We start from the raw sequence: 18,033 nt of genomic DNA, 5'->3' as shown, positions 1-18,033 counted from the left end.
GGGGCTGCCTGGGCGGCGGGGGCCGGGGCGCCGAAGGGGTTGAAGTCGGCCGGGGGGACGTGGACGAAGCGGCCCTTGGCGTCGTCGTCCTCGGCCGCCGGGGCGGTGGCCGCCGCTGCGGGCTTCGGCGGGGCGAAGGGGTTGAAGTCCGCGGGCGGGACGTGGACGAAGCGGCCCTTGGCGTCGTCCTCCGTGGCCGGGGCGGCGGCCGCTGCGGCTGCGGGCTTGGGCGGGGCGAAGGGGTTGAAGTCGGCCGGGGGGACGTGGACGAAACGCCCCTTGGCGTCCTCCTCGGCGGAGGCGAGCGCGGTGGCCGCGGGCTGTTGGGCCGGCACCGTCGGCGGGGCGGTCGGAGCCGGCGGCACGGGCGGGGCCGGGGGAGCGGCGGGCGGCGGCGCCACCGGCTGCGGCGGGAGGGCCGACTGCACGTCGCCCTGGTAGGCCGGCTGGTAGGCGGGCGGCTCGGGCTGCTGGTACTGGGGCTGGGCCTGCGGCTGCGGCTGGGCCTGCGCCTGGGCCTGCGGGGCGACGGCCTGCGGCGGCAGCGAGGCGCGGGTGCCGTCCCAACCGAGCTGGATGCCGGCCAGCACCTCGGCGAAGGCGCCCGCGTAGAGCTCGAAGTCCTCCGGGTGGGCGGTGCCGAGCTGCACCGTCAGCACCGAGACGCCGTCCGGCAGCGGGAGGAAGGCCTCGACCACCGAACTCACCGTGTTGTCCTGCGCGTCCGGCTCGTCGGCCGCCTGGCCGACCGGCAGCAGCAGGGGCGGAACCGAGGCGATCCGGGTCTCCACCAGCACCGCCGCAGGGCCGGCCGGGACCAGTACCGTCCACACCTCGGCCTGCGGCCGGGAGTCCGCCAACTCGGCCGACAGCTCGGTGATCTGACGGCCCGAACGCCCCAGCGATACCACCAGCGAGGCCCGGCTCGGACGGCCGTCCGCCTCCAGCGCGGCCAGACCGGCGAAGACCACCCCGGCCGCGGCGGCGGGCTGCGCCAGCAGACCCGTCAGCACCGACCACTCCAGGCGGTCCAGCGCGGTGCCGCCGGCGTACAACTCCTCGGCCACCTCCGCCAGATGACCGGCCCGGTCGGCCCGCCCGCCGCGCACCACCAGCGGGTGGAACACCGGCGGAACCACGAACCGGACCTCGACGCCCGCACCGGTCGCCAGCTCCTCCGGCTCCGCGACGGGACGGTCCGAGGCGAACCGCGCCACGGCCGACGGGAACTCCGGCCGCAGGAACGCGTCCGCGGCGTCCGCCACCACCGGCAGGCCGACCTGAGCGGCCGTCACCGCCTCGGCGGGCAGCCCGCGCAGCTCCTTCGCCCCGTACCGGCCGAACAGCTCCGCCGTCGGGGCGTCCGCCTCCGCGAACGCCGTCACCGTCGAGGCCTCCACCACGGCCCCCAGCCCCCGGACGGTCAACCGCCCCGGGCCGGACCGGGCGAGCCGCAGACCGAACAGCGCGGACGCCGCCGGATGCCCGGACGGCCCACCGCTCAACGAGCTCACCGGGTAGTGCGTGGCCACCCGGCTCAACAGGCTGTCGGCCAGTACGTCGATCGTGGCGCCGATCCGCTCCGCGCCCGCGAAGCCGTCCAGAGTCATGGCGGTGGGCCCCCTCGCTCCCCGGTGGAAATTCCGTTCACTTTCTATCAGAACCGCCCGACGACTTGGTGTTCAGCCCGTGTGGACCTGCTCCTCCGTACCCCTCGCGACGAGCCGCGACCGGCCCGCCCAGAGGCCGACGGCGTACGGACGGCCGCCCGGGACGGCGCGTTGACGCCCCGCCCGCGCAGCCTCGCCGCAGGCGGGTCAGCGGCGGCGTTCGAGGAGGGCGGCGGCCAGGGCGCCGAGGGCGGCGGTGGTGAGGGACCAGACGGGCGGGGCCGGGGCGGCGGTGCGCCAGACGGAGACGGCGGTGGCGGTGAGCCAGCCGGTGCAGGCGCCCAGGGCGGTCATGGCGAGGCGGTCGGTGAGGGAGGGGCGGGCGCGGCGCCCGGTCTCGCGGGCCCAGCGCAGCACGGAGCCGGGCAGCACCGTGGCCAGGGCGCCGAGCAGCGCGATCACCGGCCCGTGGAACGGCCCCGGCAGCGGCGGCCGGTAGTCGAGCGCCTGCACGGCGGCCAGCACCATCAAGACCCCGCCCAGCACCGAGGTCTGGAGCAGCGTCAGCTGCTGCTGCCGCTGGTGCAGGCGCTGCTGCACCAGCGCGGTGGCGTTCCGCACCACGGCGTCCGCCCGGTCACCGACCAGCCGGAAGTCCTCCGCGTCGTGCTCGGTCTGCCGCAGCAGCCATCCCCGCAGCGCGAGGTCCTCCGCGAACAGACCGCCCAGCGGGGCGCCGGCCACCGGTGGGACCGCCAGGTCGGCGTTCTCGGCGGCGAGTTCGGCCTGCCGCCGGAACCGCTCCAGTCTCGTGCGGTACGTGAGCAGGGTGTCGGCGGCCTGCTGGAGCTCACCGAGGGCCTGCTCCAGGGCGAGGAACTGGTCGGCCCGGCCGGAGGCCCCGGTGCGGGCCGGTTCGGCGCAGAGGCCGACGACCCGGTCGGTGAGGCGGTTGACCTGGTCGCGGTGGGCCCGGAAGCCGGCCTGGCGGTCCACGAACGCCAGGTACTGGTCGCGGAGTTTGGCGGTGTGGAGGAGGTAGCGGTGGAGCCCGGTGGGCCGCAGCGCGGCGGCCTCGGTGGCGCCGTAGCTCCAGATCCAGGAGTCCAGCAGCCCTTCGTCCGGGCTGGCGGCCAGCACGGCGAGCTGTCGCGACCGCCCCTCCGCACCGTCGGCCGGGGGCGAGAGGACCAGGAACTCGCCTTGGGAGCCCGGAAGTTGGAGCGCCATGGCGGCCGGAACCGGCACGCTCGTGACGGGCGCGAAGCCGACCCGCAGCGCGGCCTCGCCGACCACCGTGGCGGGCGGCGCGGTGTCCGGTACCACCCGGTGGACCACGGCGGTGCCGAGCACCCTCTCCGGGGCCGGATCGCCCGCCGCGCCCCCGCCGTGCCGGGCCACGGCCGCCCGCCAGTCGCGCTCCGCACGGGTCCACGGCTCGCCGGGGGCGGTGGCCAGCAGCACGATGACGCCGACCACGTCGTGCTGGAGGTAGCAGAGCGCCTGCTGCGCGGCTCCCGCCGTCCCGGGCCGCTTCCGCCCGGCCAGTACCCGGAACGCCCCCGGCCGCCCACCCTCCTCGGGCAGCCCCTCCGGGACCTCCAGCGGAAGCCCAAGCAACGGCTGCGTCATCCCGTGGTCCCGGCACGCCCGCCACCACGCACGCACCAGCACCCCGGCGGGGCCGTCCAGCGCGTCCCGCCCGACGAACAGATGGAGGATCAGATCGTGGTCAGCCGACGTCACCGGGCTCCTCGTGGCCGGCTGACGGCTGGCTGGACCGCGGCACCTCCGGCTTGAGGTCGATCCGGTTGCTGACCAAGTCGCTCTGCAGCCGCGGAGCCGGCACGTCCCCGGGTTCATCTGCTCCGCGGACGGCGCCGAGGGGCTCGAAGGCCTCGTCCAGCCCCTCCTGGGCCTCGACCAGCTCTTCGGGGTACTCCGCGAGAAGGTCGAAGATGTACTCGAGGGCCTCCGTGTCCGCGTCCCTGGACTGCGCGGCTGGTCCGTCGTGGCCTTCGGCGTGCTGGTCCGTCACTGTCGTCCCCCCGGACGCTCTCAACTGTCCCTCGGAGCACCCAGGTTACGCCGGGCCGGCCAGGCGGGCGAGGGCCTCGGGGAGGTCGGGGACGGCGAGGAGGGTGGTGAGCTGGCGGACGAGTTGGGCGGTGGGGCCGGTGGTGGACTCGGTCGCGAGGAAGTCCGCCAGGTCGACGGCGAGGGAGGGTTCGCGGGCCGCGCAGACCACCAGCGCGGCGGTGAACTCCTGCACCAGCTGGAGCTGTAGCTCCTCCGGCGGGACGGTGCCCTCGTCGGCCAGCCAGTCCAGCGAGGTGATCTCGACGTTGGCGATCCAGGCCCGGACGGTGCGCCGCAGGTTGGGGCTGGGTTCGCCCAGGGAGAGGTGCGAGAGGATCTGCTCGGCGGCGGCCCGCCGGACCTGGTCGATGACCGCCGTCCCGGCCGGACTGGAGGTGACCGAGCCGCCGCGCAGCAGGGCGGTGAAGCCCGGCCCGTGGCTCTGCACGAAGTCGAGGTAACGGCCCATCACCCGGTAGAGCCGCTCGGAGAGCGGGCCCTCCCGGGGCTCCTCGAAGCGGCCGGCCAGCTCCTGGCCTGCGCGCCGCAGGGACTCCTCGTAGAGCGCCTGCTTGCCGGGGAAGTAGTGGTAGACCAGCGGGCGGGAGGCACCGGCCGCCGCCGCGATGTCGTCGATCGACACGTCCTCCGGCGCGTGCCGGCTGAACAGGTCGAGTGCCACGGCGATCAGCTGCTCCCGGCGCTCGTCCACGCTCAGCCGTCGGCGGGGTGCCCGCCCGTCCCGATCCGCCACCGGCGGCGTACGCGAAACCATGGGCGTCACCCTACTGCCCCGGCGCGTCAGCTCCGATGGGCCAGGTAGCGCCGGTAGGCCTCCAGGCCGTCGGGCACGAACTCCCACTCCGTCAGCCGCTGGGCCAGTTCGGCCTCGGTGAGCCAGCCGTGCCAGTCGATCTCCTCGACCTGAGGCTGGACGGGGCCGTCCCAGCGGGCCTCCCAGACGTCGCACCACCAGGAGAGCCCGGGCTGGGAGAACAGGAACTTGAACAGCGGCCGCGGCTCCACCCCGGAGACGCCGAGCTCCTCCTCGGCCTCCCGGACGGCGGCTTCGGCGTAGCTCTCGCCGGTGCCGACCACGCCGCCGACGAAGGCGTCGTACGTCCCGGGGCCGTAGCCCTTGGTGGCGGCACGGCGGTGGACGAAGATCCGGTCCTGCGGGTCGCGGACCAGGACGAAGGAGCAGCGGTGGGTCAGGCCCTTGCGGTAGACCTCGGCGCGCGGGGCGGTGCCGATCACCTCGTCGCGCTCGTCGACCACGTCCAGGATCTCGTCCTCGGGGTTCGTCATGGCGCCCACGCTACCCACCTGACGGGGTGTCGGGGGAGAGGGGACGGGAGGCCCCGCACGTCAGCGCACCACCGATGATCGGACTATCGTTCAGGGGCGGACTGTACGGCGGAGCGAAGGCGGCACGTGGTGGTGGAGATCTGGGGCGAGGTGGCCGAGGGCTTCGAACCGGTCCGGGAGGCGTTCGCGCGCAACTTCCGCGAGTACGGCGAGCTCGGCGCGGCCTTCGCGCTCTACCACGACGGCCGCAAGGTCGCGGACCTCTGGGGCGGCGACGCCCGGCCCGAGGTGGGCGGCCGCCCGGCCCCGGCGGTGGCCTGGACGGCGGACACCGCGCAGGTGCTCCGCTCCGTGACCAAGGGCCTGACGGCGGCCGCGGCGCTCCACCTGGTGGGGCAGGGGCGGCTCGACCTGGACGCGCCGGTCTCCTCGTACTGGCCTGAGTTCAAGGCAGCGGGCAAGGACCGGGTGCCGGTCCGCTGGCTGCTCTCGCACCAGACCGGCATCCCCGCACTGGACGTGCCGCTGCGGGTGGAGGACGTGATCGCCTGGGAGCCGGCCGTCGCGGCGGTGGCCGCCCAGGCGCCGTTCTGGGAGCCCGGTCGGGCGCACGGCTACCACCCGTACACCTTCGGCTGGCTGGTCGGCGAGGTGGTCCGGCGGGCCGACGGCCGCTCCGTCGGGCGCTACTTCGCCGAGGAGATCGCCCAGCCGCTCGGCCTGGACCTGTGGATCGGCCTCCCGGCGGGTGCCGCCCCCCGGGTCGGCCGGCTGGTCGACCTGCCCGGCCCGGCCGCGGCTGCCCAGAGCGCCTCGGGCGGACTGAGGCTGCGGCCGAAGGCCTCCGTGACGGCGGCCTACCAGGACCGCACCTCGCTGACCTCCCGTTCGTTCGCCTCGGTCCGCTCGGCGGTGGACCTGAACGACCCGGCCATCCAGGCCGTCGAGATCCCCGGCGCCGGCGCGATCGGCACCGCCCGTTCGGTGGCCCGGCTGTTCGCGGCGCTGATCGGGGCGGCCGACCGGCACGGCGGCACCCCGGGCGAGCGGCTGCCCGCGCTCTTCGGACCGGAGCTGCTGGGCGAGGCGATGGGGCCCGCGGTCAGCGGCCCGGACAAGGTGCTGATCGTCAACACCACCTTCGGCCACGGCTTCTTCCGGCACGGGCCCAGCTCGCCGATGGCCTCCCCGGCCTCCTTCGGCCACCCGGGCCGCGGCGGCTCCCTCGGCTTCGCCGACCCCGAGCTGGGCATCGGCTTCGCCTACGTCACCAACGGCATGATGCCGGGCGTCACGGGGGACATCCGCTCCCGCACCCTGATCGCCGCCGTCCGCCAGGTCCTGGCGGACCGTCAGCCGGTCTGAGCCGTTCGGCCCCGGGCCCCGGCGCTCGCGGCGGTGCTCACGGACCGTCGGGTCCGACCGCCCGTCAGGCCCTGCCGCCCGTCAGGCCCTGCCGCGCCGCCGCGACAGGTCGACCAGGGCGATCACCAAGGCGGCCCCGACGATCGCGGCCGAGGTGAGGACACCCGCGCGGAACGCGGCCTGCCACCCGTCGCCGACCCGGGCGAAGAAGACCGAGCTGACGATCGCGATGCCAGCCGCCGAGCTGACGCGCTGTCCGGTCTGGAGCATGCCGCTGGCCGTGCCCGCCTGGGCGACCGGGACGTCCTGGAGGGTGAGCGTGGAGTTGGGGCTGATCACCGCGCCCGAGCCGACGCCCGCCACGAACAGCGGCAGCGCCGTCGCCCAGCCCACCGCTGGACCGGAGGCCAGCGAGGCCGCCAGCCAGGTGCCGGTGAGGCCGAGCACCACCAGCACCAGACCACCGGTGATCATCCGGCGGCCGAAGCGGTAGACGTTCCGCCCGGCGACCACCGAGCTCGCGGCGGTGCCCACCGCGAACGGCGTGATGGCCAGCCCGGCGGCCAGCGCCGAGTACCCGAGCCCGCTCTGCAGGTAGAGCGTGAAGATGAAGAAGATGCTGGTGAACCCGGCGAAGTAGACCGCCCCGAGCAGCGCGCCCAGCGAGTACGAGCCGAAGCGGAACATCCCGAGGTCCACCAGTGGCGCCCGTCCGCCGCGCGCGTAGCGGTGCTCCCATCCGAGGAAGGCCGCCAGCAGGACCGCGCCCAGTCCGAGCAGCAGCCACTTCGCGGAGCCCTGCCAGCTCCGCTCCTCGATCAGCGGCAGCAGCAGGGCGAACACCGCACCGCCCAGCAGCAGCACGCCCACCGGGTCGAGTCCGGCCCGGGCGCCGCGGGCGCCCCGGGCGGCGCGCTCGCCGCGCGGCAGCAGGCGCCGGGCCAGCGGGAAGGCCAGCAGACCGATCGGCAGGTTGACGAAGAAGACCCAGCGCCAGCCGTGCTCGGTGCCCAGGGCCTGGATCAGCAGCCCGCCGAGCACCGGCCCGACGGCGGTGGCGATCCCGATCGTGGAGCCGAGCAGGCCGAAGGCCTTGCCGCGCTCCGCGCCCCGGAAGAGCTGCTGGATCAGGCCGGAGATCTGCGGGGTGAGCAGCCCGGCCGCGATGCCCTGGCCGAGCCGGGCGGCGATCAGCCAGGTCTCGCTGCCGGCCAGGCCGCAGAGCACCGAGGCGGCGGTGAAGAGCGTCAGCCCGGCGAGGAAGAAGGTGCGGCGCCCGTACGCGTCGCCGAGCCGGCCGGCCGGGACGAGGGTGAGGCCGAAGGCCAGCACGTAGCCGGAGAGGACCCAGGACAGGCCCGCCTCCGAGGTGTGCAGCCCGCTCTGGATGGAGGGCAGGGCGACGTTGACGATCGACACGTCCAGGAAGGACATGAAGCCGACCAGCAGGCAGACCCAGAGGGCCTTCCACCGCCTCGGGTCGAGACCGTCGGCCGGGTCCGGGGCGGGCCCGGTCCGGACGACGGGGGTGCTGGTGGCGGCCTTGCTGGTCAACGCGGCGTCATCCTTCGGGGCGGATTGGTTCGGTAGGGCAAGTAATAGTTTACGCCCGAAGTCTCCCGGTCCGCCCGGTCGGCCGCCCCGGTCAGGCCTGGCCGGTCTCGAAGCGGCTCACCTTCCCGTCGGTGACGGTGAAGCGCCAGGCCGTCCGCATGGCGCCCCAGGTGTCGTTGCGGTAGTCCGCGACCAGGGCGCGGCCGCCGTCGCTCTCGCTCGCCACGTCGATGTGGCCGTTGGAGGAGAACACCTCCCGCTCGGTCCAGTCGTGGAGGTCGCGCTCGGTGCCGTCGTCGGACATGGTGGCGTCCGGGGTCAGGGCGGCCCGGAAGGCGGCGCGGTCGTTGGCGTTGAGCGCGGTGAGCAGCGCGCGCACGGCGGGGTCGCCGAGCTGGGAGATCGGGACGGACATCGGGGCCTCCGGGGAACGGGGGACGGCGGTCGCGTCCAGCGAACACTCCGGCGGCCCCGGTGCGGGTGACCTTGCGCCGTCCGTGGCGCGCCGCGGCCGACCGCCCGTCAATGATCGAAAAGAGGTGGGCCGCCGGCCGCCCCGCTGGTTAGCCTTCGCCGCATGAGCTGGCTTCCCGAGGACTTCGTCCACCCGCTGCACGAGCCCCTGATCGAGGGCTTCCACCTGCGTCCGATCAGGGCCACCGACACCGAGATCGACTACCCGGCCGTGATGGGCTCCCGCGAGCGGCTGTTCGAGCTCTTCGGCCCGGCCTGGGGCTGGCCCGCGGCCACCATGACCGAGGAGGCGGACCGGATCGACCTGGCCCGCCACGAGCGCGAGGCCGAGGCCCACCAGTCCTTCAACTACGCGCTGCTGAACGCCGCCGAGACCGAACTGCTCGGCTGCGTCTACATCGACCCGCCGGAGCGCGCCGGCGCGGACGCCGAGGTCTCCTGGTGGGTGGTGGACGCCCGGGTCGGCAGCGAGCTGGAGGCCGCGCTGGACGCCTTCGTGCCGCGCTGGATCGCCGAGCGCTGGCCGTTCGAGCGGCCGCGCCTGATCGGACGGGACCTCAGCTGGGCGGAGTGGATCGCCCTGCCGAAGCCCGAGTAGCCGACGTTCCGGCGCGGGCCCGCCCCTCCCCCCGGAGGGGCGGGCCCGCGCCGTGCTCAGCCGGCGTTCTGCGGCGGCAGCGCGGCCACGACCGGGTGGTCGTAGCCGAGCGGGCCGAGCCGGGTGGCCCCGCCGGGCGTGCCGATCCCGTCGGTGAACTCCACGTTGATCGCGGTGAAGTGCTTCCACTCCTCCGGGGTGTCGTCCTCGTAGAAGATCGCCTCGACCGGGCAGACGGGCTCGCAGGCGCCGCAGTCGGTGCACTCGTCCGTGTTGATGTAGAGCATCCGGTCGCCCTCGTAGATGCAGTCCAGCGGGCATTCGTCGATGCAGGCCCGGTCCTTGACGTCGACACAGGGCAGGGCGATCACATAGGTCATCGGGCGGCCGTCCTCACGGTTGGTTCCAGGTGGGTGTTCTGACGCGCTGTCCGGACGCGGGTCGACCGTATGACCTCAAGTAAACTTGAGTGCAAACAGGAGGCCGCCCCGCATGACGCGTCATCAGCCCGGCGAGGCCCGGGCCACCCCCGACGACTGGCTGGCGATCGGCGAGGTCAGCGCCCGCACCGGCGCGGCGGTGTCGGCGCTGCGCTTCTACGAGGAGCTGGGCCTGATCGCCTCCGAGCGGGACGGGCGCAACCAGCGCCACTACCCGCGCCACATGCTCCGCCGGATCGCCCTGATCTCGGTGGCGAAGCGGATCGGCATCCCCTTGCAGGACCTCCGGGAGGCCTTCGCCGACGTGCCGCTGGACCGGCCGCCGAGCCACCAGGAGTGGCAGCGCGCCTCGCGCGAGTGGCGGCTCCGGCTGGAGGAGCGCCGGCTGACCATCGAGCGGCTGGAGGCCGAGCTCACCGGCTGCATCGGCTGCGGCTGCCTCTCGATGAAGGCCTGCGCGCTGCTGAACCCGGGCGACGAGCTCGGCGAGGACGGCGCCGGCGCCCGTCGGCTCTTCTGACGGACGGTCATCCCGTTCCGCCCGTTGCGCCCGTTCCGCCCCTGCCGTCACCGTGTCGGCCGGGATCCGGGGCGGCGGTGTGCTTGTATCCCTTTTGCGGGGGATTCATCCACCGAAGGGAGCCCTGGATGGGGCCGGCCGAACTGCTAGTCCTGACCTTCCCCCAGGAGACCATCACCGTCGAGGCGGTGAAGGCCCTGGGCCTCCTCCGGGCGGCGGGCGAGATCAGGGTGATCGACACCCTGGTGGTCACCCGTCAGCCCGACGGGGAGGCGACCTACGGGGAGCTCGAGGACTTCGAACACCTCCGGGGTGTGGTCGACCCGGACCGCGAGGAGCTCCAGCTGATCGGGCCCGAGGACGCCCAGGAGGCCGCCGAGCTGCTGGCGCCCGGGACGGTGGCGCTGCTGGTGCTGATCGAGCACGTCTGGGCGGCGGCCGCCGCCGGCGCGCTCCGGGAGCTCGGCGGCCGGATCGCCACCGGTGTCCGCATCCCGCAGGAGAACATCGAACAGGCCGTCCGGGCCGCCGAGGCGCGTCGCGTCGCGGCCGGACAGTAAGAGGAGGAGCCCGTGTTCCGACCCCTGCGTCCGATCCGCCCCGTCCGGGTCGTCCGACCGGTGGGCGCCCCGCTGGTCCGCGGCCTGGTGGTCGGCGGCGCCGCCTACGCCGCCGGCCGCAGCGCGGCCCGCTCGGCCCAGAACGAGCAGGACCAGAACGCCGCCATCGCCGACCTCCAGGCCCAGCAGGCCGCCGGCGCCCAGCCCGCGTACCAGGCCCAGCCCGCCTACCAGCCGCCCCCGGCACCGCCGGCGCCCGCCCAGCCTGACGTCGCGACCAAGCTCGCCGACCTCGGGCAGATGGTCCAGCAGGGCCTGCTCACCCCGGAGGAGTTCGCCGCCGCCAAGGCCAAGCTGCTGGCCGGCTGAGCCGGGCCGGCCCGTCGGGCCGCGCACCGAGGGCACGTCCTGCGGCGCGCGGCCCGATCTCCTTCCCCCGTCCCGTCCCGTCCCGTCCTTCCGCTTCGTGCCCGGCCCTCGTCGTCCCGGCCCTCCCTCCGGGATGATCGGTGGCATGCCGACCCTCGTGCCGCCCACCGTTCCCGCCGGATCGCTCGCCGCTCGTCCGCAGCCCGAACTCGACGGCGGCGACGGCCTGTTCCTCCGGCCCTGGCTGCCCGGCGACGCGCCGGCGGTGCTGACGGCCTACCAGGACCCGGAGATCCAGCGCTGGCACGTGCGCCGGGCCGACTCCCTCGCCGAGGCGGAGGGCTGGATCGCCGACTGGCGCGGCGGCTGGGCGACCGAGACCGAGGCGCACTGGGCGGTGGTCGACGCCGGTGGCGAACTGCTCGGCCGGGCCGCGCTCAAGGGCCTGACCCTCCCCGACGGCACGGCCGAGGTCGCCTACTGGGTCGTCCCGGCGGCCCGGGGCCGGGGCGTCGGCCCGCGCGCGGTGGAGGCGGTGGCCGACTGGGCCTTCGCCACCGCAGGCCTCGCCCGGCTCGAACTCTCCCACGCCGTCGGCAACGCCGCCTCCTGCCGGGTGGCCGTCAAGACCGGCTTCACCCTGGAGGGCACCCGCCGCAGCGCCTGGCCCCAGGCCGACGGCCGCCACGACGCCCACCTGCACGCGCGCCTGCGCACCGACTGACCTCGCCGCCGGTCCGTCCGTCCGTTCCGCGGCCCGCCTCCCACCCCGGCGCAACCGGCGGGCCCGAGCGGACGCGGGCGCCCGAGTGCCTCCTGACGGGCCGTCGGGCTCCTACTGCTGCCCGATCATCATCAGCTTCTGCGGGTCCCGTACCGGCTCGAACCCGGCCCGGGCGTAGACCTCGTGGGCGTCCAGGGTGGAGAGCAGCAGGCGCTTCAGCCGGTAGGGCGCGAGCAGCTCCACCACCGACTCCGCGATCCAGGTGCCGAGGCCGCGGCCCCGGGCGGGCCGGTCCACGTAGACGTCGCAGAGCCAGCCGAAGGTCGCGTAGTCCGTCACCACCCGGGCGAAGGCCAGCTGTTCGGCGTGCCCTGGCGCGTAGACGCCGAGCACAATCGAGTTCGCGATGCTCCGGACGACGGTCTCGCGGTCACGCCCCAGGGCCCAGAAGGCGTCGGTGGAGAGCCAGTGGTGCACCAGGTCGAGGTCGATCCTGGCGGGGTCGGTGTCGAGGACGAGGCCGTCCTCCCGGGTGAGCTGCACGGTGTCTCCCTCGGACGTTCAGGCGGCCAGGCCGACGAGGACCTCGGCGCGCGGCAGCCCGGCCACCGCCGCACCGGGCAGGATCAGCTTGCCGCGCCGCCGCCCGCTGCCGATCAGCACCTGCGGGAGCGCCACCACCGCCTCGTCCACCAGCAGCGGCCACTCCGGCGGCAGCCCGACCACGGTGATCCCGCCGTACTCCATCCCGGTCCGGGCCACGGCCTCCTCCATCGGTGCGAACGACGCCTTCCGGGCCCCGAGGTGCTTGCGCACGACCCCGTTCACGTCCAGGCGCCGGTCCGCCCGGACCAGACAGGCCGCGTACGTCACCTCGCCCCCGCGCTTGGCGGCCACCACCACGCAGTTGGCGGAGAGTTCGAGCGGCACCCGGTAGGCCTCGCAGAAGACCGCCGTGTCGGCCTTCTCCGGGTCGGTGTCCACGTACAGCACCGACTCCGCCGCGTCCCACCCCTTCAGGGCCTCCAGCACCGGCGGGGCCAGCCCCTCCCACGCCTCGGAGGCGGCCAGGACGGTCCCGAAGTCACCGAAGGGTGCGCGCAGTTCGCTCATCCCCCGGACTGTAGCGCAGCCAGTTCCGTCCGCATCCGGCGCCGGACCGAGGCGACGATCGGGGAGTCGGTGAAGGCCTCGGCGACGAGGGCGAGTTGGGAGCTCTCGGTGCGAAGGTCGGGTGCGGTGGCGGGCGGGGTGTGCCCGTCGGTGTCCGGGTACGGGTAGCGCCGCCCGGCGGCCGCCGCCTCGAGGGCCGCCGCCAGCACGGCGGCCTCGACGGTCGCCTCGGTGCGCCGCCGGTCGAGGGCGGCGGCGCGGCAGGCGGCCGAGGCCCAGCCGGGCACCCCGGCGTGCAGGTGCGCGCGGAGCGCCAGCTGCCCGTCGCGGATCTCGATCACCCGTCGGTAGAGGGTGAACTCCGGGTTCCCGGCCGGGCCGCGCGGGCTGCGGGGGGAGGGCGGCTCCAGGGCGATCTCGGGGCGGACGGCGTACAGCGCCGACCAGAGCGGGTCGATCCGGCGGAGCTCGCGCCTGGCCCGCAGCCGACGCACCCGCGCGGCGATCCGGCCGCCCCAGGCGGTGACCGTCATCCCGCCGATCACCATCACCAGGGTGGCCAGGCCGATGGCGGCCGAGTGCAGGTTGACCCCGCTGGTCTGACGGCCCGTCCGGAACCCCTGGACCAGCGGGAAGAGGCTCATCGCGGACCAGTACAGGCCGCAGGCGCCGGCGACGACGACCAGCCGCAGGCCGGTGCGCAGCAGCCCCGGGCCGAGCCGGCGGGCCGCGCGGTGGACCAGCAGGGTGAACAGCGCGACGCACCAGAGGCTGTGGGCGGTGAAGAGCGCGTTGTAGGCGGTCAGTTCGGCGCGCCCGGCCGCCCCGACGGTGATGTTCCCGGCCACCGGCGTCACCTCGGCGGCCCGGTAGAGGAGGGCGACCGCGGTCATCACCACCACCGAGCACAGGGCCTGACGCCGCATCAGCGGCCGGTCGCGCTCGCCGCCGCGCACCGCGAGGGCCGTCAGCGCGAGGAAGCACTCGGCCGTGAGCTTGAGCTCGGTGCACAGCAGCGGCAGCAGGTAGGCGACCGACGGCTGGGCCGCGATGCCCGGGCTCCGGGAGAACGGCAGCAGGGCCATCGAGAGCCCGAGCGAGGCCGTGAACGCGGCCAGGTAGCGGGCGCCGGGCTGCAGCGGTCCACCGCGCCAGAGCCGGATCCGGTACAGCACCCCGACGATCGCGACCGCCCCGGCCAGCCACTCCACCAGCGAGATCACGGCGCGCCGGCGGGGCGCCGGCCCCGGCCCCGAGGCCAGTCGAAGACGCCGCCGAGCCGGACCGCCTCCTCGCTCTCCTCGCCCGGGCGCGCGGCCCCGGAGCCCGCCCTGCCGCGCAGGCCCGCGGCGCGGTGCAGCACCAGTGAGGCGAACAGTTCGGCCTCCTGCTCCTGCGCGCTGTCGTACGCGCTGCGCCCCAGCACCCGGCGGACCAACTCGCCGGACAGGTGCGGCAGCAGGCCGGCCACGCCCCCGCCGCCGGGCCCGTCGGCCGACGACCGCGCGTCCTGGTGGCCGCAGAGCAGGTGCCCGACCTCGTGCAGCACGATGTGCTGCTGGTGCAGCGGGGTGGTGTCGGTCGGGTAGCCGATGTACTCGGCCCGTTCGGTGCTGATCAGCACCCCGCAGGTGCCGGCCGCGCCGGCGGGCAGCGGCAGGAACTCCACCGGCCGCCCCAGGTGCACGGACAACACCTCGCCGAGGGCTGGGAGTTCGAACGGATCGGGGAGGGTCAGCGTCGCCGCCAGCTCCCGACAGCGCCGCCAGAGCCTGCGCCGTTCGCGGTCCTCCATGTCGCCCCCACGCGCTGCCCGAACCCGGGGGACGTCGGTCCGGCGCGCTCCGCACGCGCGCCCGCCCCCGCGCTCCGGAGAGCGCAGACGCGAGCCTACTCGGCGCCCCGGGCTCGCGCCTCACGTCTGGCGATTGCTTCGATCATGTCACTGATGGTGCCCAGCCCCTCGGGCGAGAGGGTCACGGCCCGGAGCGCGACCTCCTGCACGCCGGCGTCCCGCAGGGCCCCGAGCAGGGCCAGCTCCTCGGCGATCCGATCGCCCTGCTCGTCCTCGAAGAAGTAGGCCGGCGGCACCTGGAAGTACTGTGCCAGCGCCTCCAGGTGACGCTTCGTCGGATTGTCGCGCCGTCCGGTGCGCAGCTGCCAGAGATAGGTGGCGGAGAAGGTCTCCCCGGTCGCCTCCCGGCAGGCCCGCGCCACCTCCTCGTTGCTGTGCGGCTCGCCGTTCGGCCGCCTGACGGTGCGGAAGAGCTGCTCGATCCGCTCCCCGAGGACACCGGGCCCGTCTGCCGTCACTGTGCGCCTCCCCGTCCGGCCGCTCCGGCCTCCCCCCATCGTACCGATGCGTCCCGGCGGGGCCGGAAGGGGCGTGCGAGACTTCCCCGGTGCTGCTGACCTGGATCGCCGAACTGGCCGACGAACCCCTCGCCCTGGAGCCGGACGACCGGCCGGTGGAGTGGGAGACCAACACCTGGCACCTGAACGCCGAGGTGGAGGACCGCCGCTCCCTCACCGTCGCCGAGGTGGCCGCCGCCTTCGAACGGACCGCCGCCGCCCTCCGGGCCCGGGTCCTCGCCGCCGGGTACACCGGCCCGGCCACCTTCTACGTCTGGCACGACGAACTCGCCGGACAGCTCCGCTGCTCCACCGGCACGGTCCCCCCGGACGACCTCCCCTTCGGCGGCGCGTACGCCCCCACCACGGACCTCGCCCCCGTCGTCGCCCCCTTCCTGGCCGACTCCAGCCCCGGCGTCATCACCATCACCGATCCGTCGGAGGACGACGCGGCGGGCCCGGACCCCGAACCGACCCGGTTCCCCGTCTGGGTCAGAGCCGTCGGAGCCTGACGGATCATCAGAAAGCCGTCGTCTGGCGCCCGTTCGCGCCGGTGCGCGCGGATTCTCGCTGGCCTCCCGCCCGGGTCCTCCTTACCGTGGCAGCCATGAACACATCCCGCATCGCCGTCGTCACCGGCGCCAACCAGGGCCTCGGCCGCGCCCTGGTGGAAGGTCTCGCCGCGCGCCTCACCGAGCACGACCTGGTCCTGCTCACCGGCCGCGACCAGGGGCGCGTCACCGAGGCCGCCCGCGAGGTCGCCCAGCTCCCCTCCACCCGCTCCCGGGTGGAGGGAAGGGTGCTCGACGTCACCGACTCCGAGGCCATCGCCCGTCTCGCCGCGGAGCTGTCGGAGCGTCACGGCGGCGTCGACATCGTCCTCTCCAACGCCGTCGCCCGCCTCCTGCCGGAGGACTCGCAGTCCGAGCGGGCCGACGAGTTCATCGACGTCTCCAACACCGCCACCCACGCGGTGCTGCGCTCCTTCGGCCCCGCGCTGCGCCCGGGCGGACGGCTGCTCGTGGTGGCCAGCAGCCTGGGCACCCTGGGCCGGCTGGACCCCCGGCTGCACCACCTCTTCGACGGCGCGGACCTCGACGGGGTGGAGCGGGCCGTGGAGTCCTGGCGCGCGGCGGTCCACGATGGCACGGCCGCCGAAGCCGGCTGGCCGCGCTGGCTCAACGTGCCCTCCAAGGTGGCCCAGGTGGCCGCCGTCCGCGCGGTCGCGGCCGCCCGCCGGGACGCGGACCTCGCCGCGGGCACCCTGGTCGCCGCCGTCTGCCCCGGCATGGTCGACACCCCGACCTCCCGCCCGTGGTTCACCGACTACAGCCAGGCCCAGACCCCCGCCGAGGCCGCCCGCGCCGTCCTCGACGTGGTCCTCGCCGAGCCCGTCGACCCGTCCCTCTACGGCGAGCTGATCCGCTTCGGAGCCCCGCTCGACTGGCACGGCGGCACCCCGCCGGTCGAACAGGACCTCATCCTCAAGCCCTGAGCGGTGGCGCCCGACTATGCTCTCGCCACGAGTGCGAGTCGGGCGGAGGGGCCATGAGCAGGGTCGTCGTGGTGCACGGGGTGGGGCGTCAACTCGACACCGCCGAGACGCTGCTGGCGGAGCTGGAACCAGCCTTGCGGGGCGGGGTCGGACTCGCGCTGCGCCGCGATCCCACCCTCGGAGGGCTTGCCGACGGAGACGTGGCCTGCGTCGCGTACGGAGACCTCTACCGGGAGTCCGGCGCGCGCGGAGAGCCGTACTACCGGGCGGAGGACGTCGAGGACGGGTTCGAGGCAGACCTCCTGGAAGCGTGGTGGCGGGAGGCCGCGCGGCTGGATCCGCGTATCCCGGGACCGGACCAGGCCACCGGCGGCCCGGGCGCCCGGGGCGCGGTTGGCCGTCTGGCGTCGCGCCCCCTGACGGTGGATCGGGTCCGTCGGGGCCTGCAGGCCCTGACCCGCTCGCGCTTCTTCGGGGCGGTCTCCGAGCGATTGCTGATCTCCGACCTAAAGCAGGTGAGCCGGTACTTCGCCGAACCAGGCCTCCGCACTGCGGCGCGGGCCAGGGTCGAAGAACTGCTCACCCCTGAGACCAGGGTGGTGGTCGGTCATTCGCTGGGCTCGGTGGTGGCCTACGAGGCGCTGTGCGCGGTCGCCCCGGCCCCCGACCGCGGGCCGCTGACCCTGGTCACGGTCGGCTCCCCGTTGGGGTTGGCCGGACTGGTCTTCGACCGCCTCCAGCCGGTTCCCGGGGGCTGGCCGACGGCCGTGAAGCGCTGGACCAACCTGGCCGACAGGGGAGACGTGGTGGCGCTGGTGCGGGAGCTGGCTCCCCTGTTCGGGCCGGAGCTCCAGGACCTGACGGTGGACAACGGGTCCGAGATGCACAGCATGCGTGCCTACCTGACGGCTGCGCAGACCGGGACCGCGATTGCCACGGGACTGGCTGTATGACGGTCCTCCCGGGCTCCGACGGTCACAACCGCTTCGTCTTCGTCCTCGGCTCGGGCGTGTATACCGCCGACCCGACTCTGGCCCCCCTGCCGGGGGTGTCCGAGGATCTCGGCCGGGTCAAGGCCCTCTTCGGATCGCTCGGGTACGCCGAGATCCTCCCGGAGCTGGCCCATGCCCCGGACGCGCAGCAGGTGCGAATCGGCCTCGAGGCTTGGCTCCGGGCGGAGGAGCGCTGTGAGAAGGACGTGCTCGTCGTGTACTACGCGGGCCACGGTCTGCGCGGTTCACGACAGCACCGGCTGACCTGTCTGAACAGCCGTCAGGACCTGGTGGCCACCGCGCTCGCCACCCGCGACCTGGCAGAACTGCTGGCGGACACGCGGGTCGGGCACGTCCTGCTGCTGCTCGACACCTGTTTCGCCGAGCTAGTGGCTCGTCTCGGTTCCTTGGCCGGGTAATTGATCCTTCGTCTGTTGCGCGGCAGGCTGCTTCCAGGTTGTGATCGCGGAGGTGGTTGTG

General features: G+C 74.7%; 22 protein-coding genes and 1 pseudogene. 10 read left to right on the top strand and 13 right to left on the bottom strand.

Going from position 1 to position 18,033, the window contains the following annotated elements; genetic code table 11:
* The 5 genes and pseudogenes from ACWEPF_RS37370 to ACWEPF_RS37350 all read right to left on the bottom strand — a co-directional run.
* Positions 1-1,610, bottom strand: a pseudogene (locus ACWEPF_RS37370) (hypothetical protein); the annotation flags it as partial.
* A 207-nt stretch (positions 1,611-1,817) separates the two neighbouring features.
* Complete coding sequence (locus ACWEPF_RS37365; RefSeq protein ID WP_452176131.1) at positions 1,818-3,356, bottom strand: CATRA conflict system CASPASE/TPR repeat-associated protein; 1,539 nt, start codon at positions 3,354-3,356, stop codon at positions 1,818-1,820.
* Positions 3,343-3,648 (bottom strand): hypothetical protein, encoded by a 306-nt coding sequence (locus tag ACWEPF_RS37360; RefSeq protein WP_452176130.1) that lies wholly within the window; start codon positions 3,646-3,648, stop codon positions 3,343-3,345. The genes ACWEPF_RS37365 and ACWEPF_RS37360 overlap by 14 nt, the downstream gene beginning before the upstream one ends.
* A 45-nt stretch (positions 3,649-3,693) precedes the next feature.
* Entirely contained in the window at positions 3,694-4,464 is a 771-nt protein-coding gene (locus tag ACWEPF_RS37355) for a TetR/AcrR family transcriptional regulator (protein WP_345280718.1), read from the bottom strand.
* A gap of 26 nt (positions 4,465-4,490) precedes the next feature.
* A complete protein-coding gene (locus ACWEPF_RS37350) occupies positions 4,491-4,997 on the bottom strand; it encodes an NUDIX hydrolase (protein ID WP_452176129.1) in 507 nt (168 codons plus the stop codon).
* A gap of 129 nt (positions 4,998-5,126) precedes the next feature.
* Here ACWEPF_RS37350 and ACWEPF_RS37345 point away from each other — a divergent pair, with 129 nt between their 5' ends.
* Entirely contained in the window at positions 5,127-6,362 is a 1,236-nt protein-coding gene (locus ACWEPF_RS37345; protein ID WP_345280714.1) for a serine hydrolase domain-containing protein, read from the top strand.
* 81 nt (positions 6,363-6,443) lie between these two features.
* Here the strand turns inward: ACWEPF_RS37345 and ACWEPF_RS37340 are convergent, their stop codons facing one another.
* Together ACWEPF_RS37340 and ACWEPF_RS37335 are read right to left on the bottom strand one after the other, a co-directional pair.
* Entirely contained in the window at positions 6,444-7,916 is a 1,473-nt protein-coding gene (locus ACWEPF_RS37340) for an MFS transporter (protein ID WP_452176128.1), read from the bottom strand.
* A gap of 91 nt (positions 7,917-8,007) precedes the next feature.
* Entirely contained in the window at positions 8,008-8,331 is a 324-nt protein-coding gene (locus ACWEPF_RS37335; RefSeq protein WP_345280710.1) for a nuclear transport factor 2-like protein, read from the bottom strand.
* Between the two features lie 162 nt (positions 8,332-8,493).
* On the opposite strand from ACWEPF_RS37335, the gene ACWEPF_RS37330 reads away from it, so the two are divergent.
* Positions 8,494-8,988: a GNAT family N-acetyltransferase gene (locus tag ACWEPF_RS37330; protein WP_345280708.1), complete on the top strand. Its 495-nt coding sequence runs from the start codon at positions 8,494-8,496 to the stop codon at positions 8,986-8,988.
* 56 nt (positions 8,989-9,044) lie between these two features.
* Here ACWEPF_RS37330 and fdxA read toward each other — a convergent pair whose 3' ends face one another.
* On the bottom strand, positions 9,045-9,368 hold the full coding sequence (gene fdxA / locus ACWEPF_RS37325; RefSeq protein ID WP_452176127.1) for a ferredoxin: 324 nt from the start codon (positions 9,366-9,368) through the stop codon (positions 9,045-9,047).
* A 112-nt stretch (positions 9,369-9,480) separates the two neighbouring features.
* On the opposite strand from fdxA, the gene soxR reads away from it, so the two are divergent.
* The 4 genes from soxR to ACWEPF_RS37305 all read left to right on the top strand — a co-directional run bounded on the left by soxR (position 9,481) and on the right by ACWEPF_RS37305 (position 11,601).
* On the top strand, positions 9,481-9,948 hold the full coding sequence (gene soxR, locus ACWEPF_RS37320; RefSeq protein WP_380149873.1) for a redox-sensitive transcriptional activator SoxR: 468 nt from the start codon (positions 9,481-9,483) through the stop codon (positions 9,946-9,948).
* Positions 9,949-10,076: 128 nt separating this feature from the next.
* Positions 10,077-10,508, top strand: a complete 432-nt coding sequence (locus tag ACWEPF_RS37315; RefSeq protein ID WP_345280700.1) for a DUF6325 family protein — start codon at positions 10,077-10,079, stop codon at positions 10,506-10,508.
* 12 nt (positions 10,509-10,520) lie between these two features.
* The gene (locus ACWEPF_RS37310; RefSeq protein ID WP_449798036.1) at positions 10,521-10,877 is read left to right on the top strand and encodes an SHOCT domain-containing protein; all 357 of its coding nucleotides are present in this window, start codon (positions 10,521-10,523) and stop codon (positions 10,875-10,877) included.
* A 145-nt stretch (positions 10,878-11,022) separates the two neighbouring features.
* Positions 11,023-11,601: a GNAT family N-acetyltransferase gene (locus tag ACWEPF_RS37305; RefSeq protein ID WP_452176126.1), complete on the top strand. Its 579-nt coding sequence runs from the start codon at positions 11,023-11,025 to the stop codon at positions 11,599-11,601.
* A gap of 111 nt (positions 11,602-11,712) precedes the next feature.
* Here ACWEPF_RS37305 and ACWEPF_RS37300 read toward each other — a convergent pair whose 3' ends face one another.
* The 5 genes from ACWEPF_RS37300 to ACWEPF_RS37280 all read right to left on the bottom strand — a co-directional run bounded on the left by ACWEPF_RS37300 (position 11,713) and on the right by ACWEPF_RS37280 (position 15,027).
* Positions 11,713-12,144, bottom strand: a complete 432-nt coding sequence (locus tag ACWEPF_RS37300) for a GNAT family N-acetyltransferase (RefSeq protein ID WP_452176125.1) — start codon at positions 12,142-12,144, stop codon at positions 11,713-11,715.
* Positions 12,145-12,162: 18 nt separating this feature from the next.
* The gene (locus ACWEPF_RS37295) at positions 12,163-12,714 is read right to left on the bottom strand and encodes a YbaK/EbsC family protein (RefSeq protein ID WP_380149875.1); all 552 of its coding nucleotides are present in this window, start codon (positions 12,712-12,714) and stop codon (positions 12,163-12,165) included.
* Positions 12,711-13,937, bottom strand: a complete 1,227-nt coding sequence (locus ACWEPF_RS37290) for an MAB_1171c family putative transporter (protein ID WP_452176124.1) — start codon at positions 13,935-13,937, stop codon at positions 12,711-12,713. The genes ACWEPF_RS37295 and ACWEPF_RS37290 overlap by 4 nt, the downstream gene beginning before the upstream one ends.
* The gene (locus ACWEPF_RS37285; RefSeq protein ID WP_452176123.1) at positions 13,934-14,509 is read right to left on the bottom strand and encodes a ParH-like protein; all 576 of its coding nucleotides are present in this window, start codon (positions 14,507-14,509) and stop codon (positions 13,934-13,936) included. The genes ACWEPF_RS37290 and ACWEPF_RS37285 overlap by 4 nt, the downstream gene beginning before the upstream one ends.
* A 95-nt stretch (positions 14,510-14,604) precedes the next feature.
* A complete protein-coding gene (locus ACWEPF_RS37280) occupies positions 14,605-15,027 on the bottom strand; it encodes an XRE family transcriptional regulator (protein ID WP_452176122.1) in 423 nt (140 codons plus the stop codon).
* 89 nt (positions 15,028-15,116) lie between these two features.
* On the opposite strand from ACWEPF_RS37280, the gene ACWEPF_RS37275 reads away from it, so the two are divergent.
* From ACWEPF_RS37275 to ACWEPF_RS37260, 4 genes are all read left to right on the top strand, one after another.
* On the top strand, positions 15,117-15,578 hold the full coding sequence (locus ACWEPF_RS37275) for a hypothetical protein (RefSeq protein ID WP_452176121.1): 462 nt from the start codon (positions 15,117-15,119) through the stop codon (positions 15,576-15,578).
* A gap of 95 nt (positions 15,579-15,673) precedes the next feature.
* Positions 15,674-16,561: an SDR family NAD(P)-dependent oxidoreductase gene (locus tag ACWEPF_RS37270; RefSeq protein WP_452176120.1), complete on the top strand. Its 888-nt coding sequence runs from the start codon at positions 15,674-15,676 to the stop codon at positions 16,559-16,561.
* Between the two features lie 53 nt (positions 16,562-16,614).
* Positions 16,615-17,514 (top strand): hypothetical protein, encoded by a 900-nt coding sequence (locus ACWEPF_RS37265; RefSeq protein WP_452176119.1) that lies wholly within the window; start codon positions 16,615-16,617, stop codon positions 17,512-17,514.
* Positions 17,511-17,972 carry a caspase family protein gene (locus tag ACWEPF_RS37260; protein ID WP_452176118.1) on the top strand — a complete coding sequence of 154 codons (462 nt, stop codon included), beginning with the start codon at positions 17,511-17,513 and terminating at the stop codon, positions 17,970-17,972. Before ACWEPF_RS37265 ends, ACWEPF_RS37260 begins: the two co-directional genes overlap by 4 nt.
* Positions 17,973-18,033 lie beyond the last annotated feature (61 nt).

Source organism: Kitasatospora sp. NPDC004289 (assembly GCF_053602875.1).
Note: the sequence above shows the minus strand (reverse complement) of the source record. Positions and strands in the feature narration are given on the sequence as shown.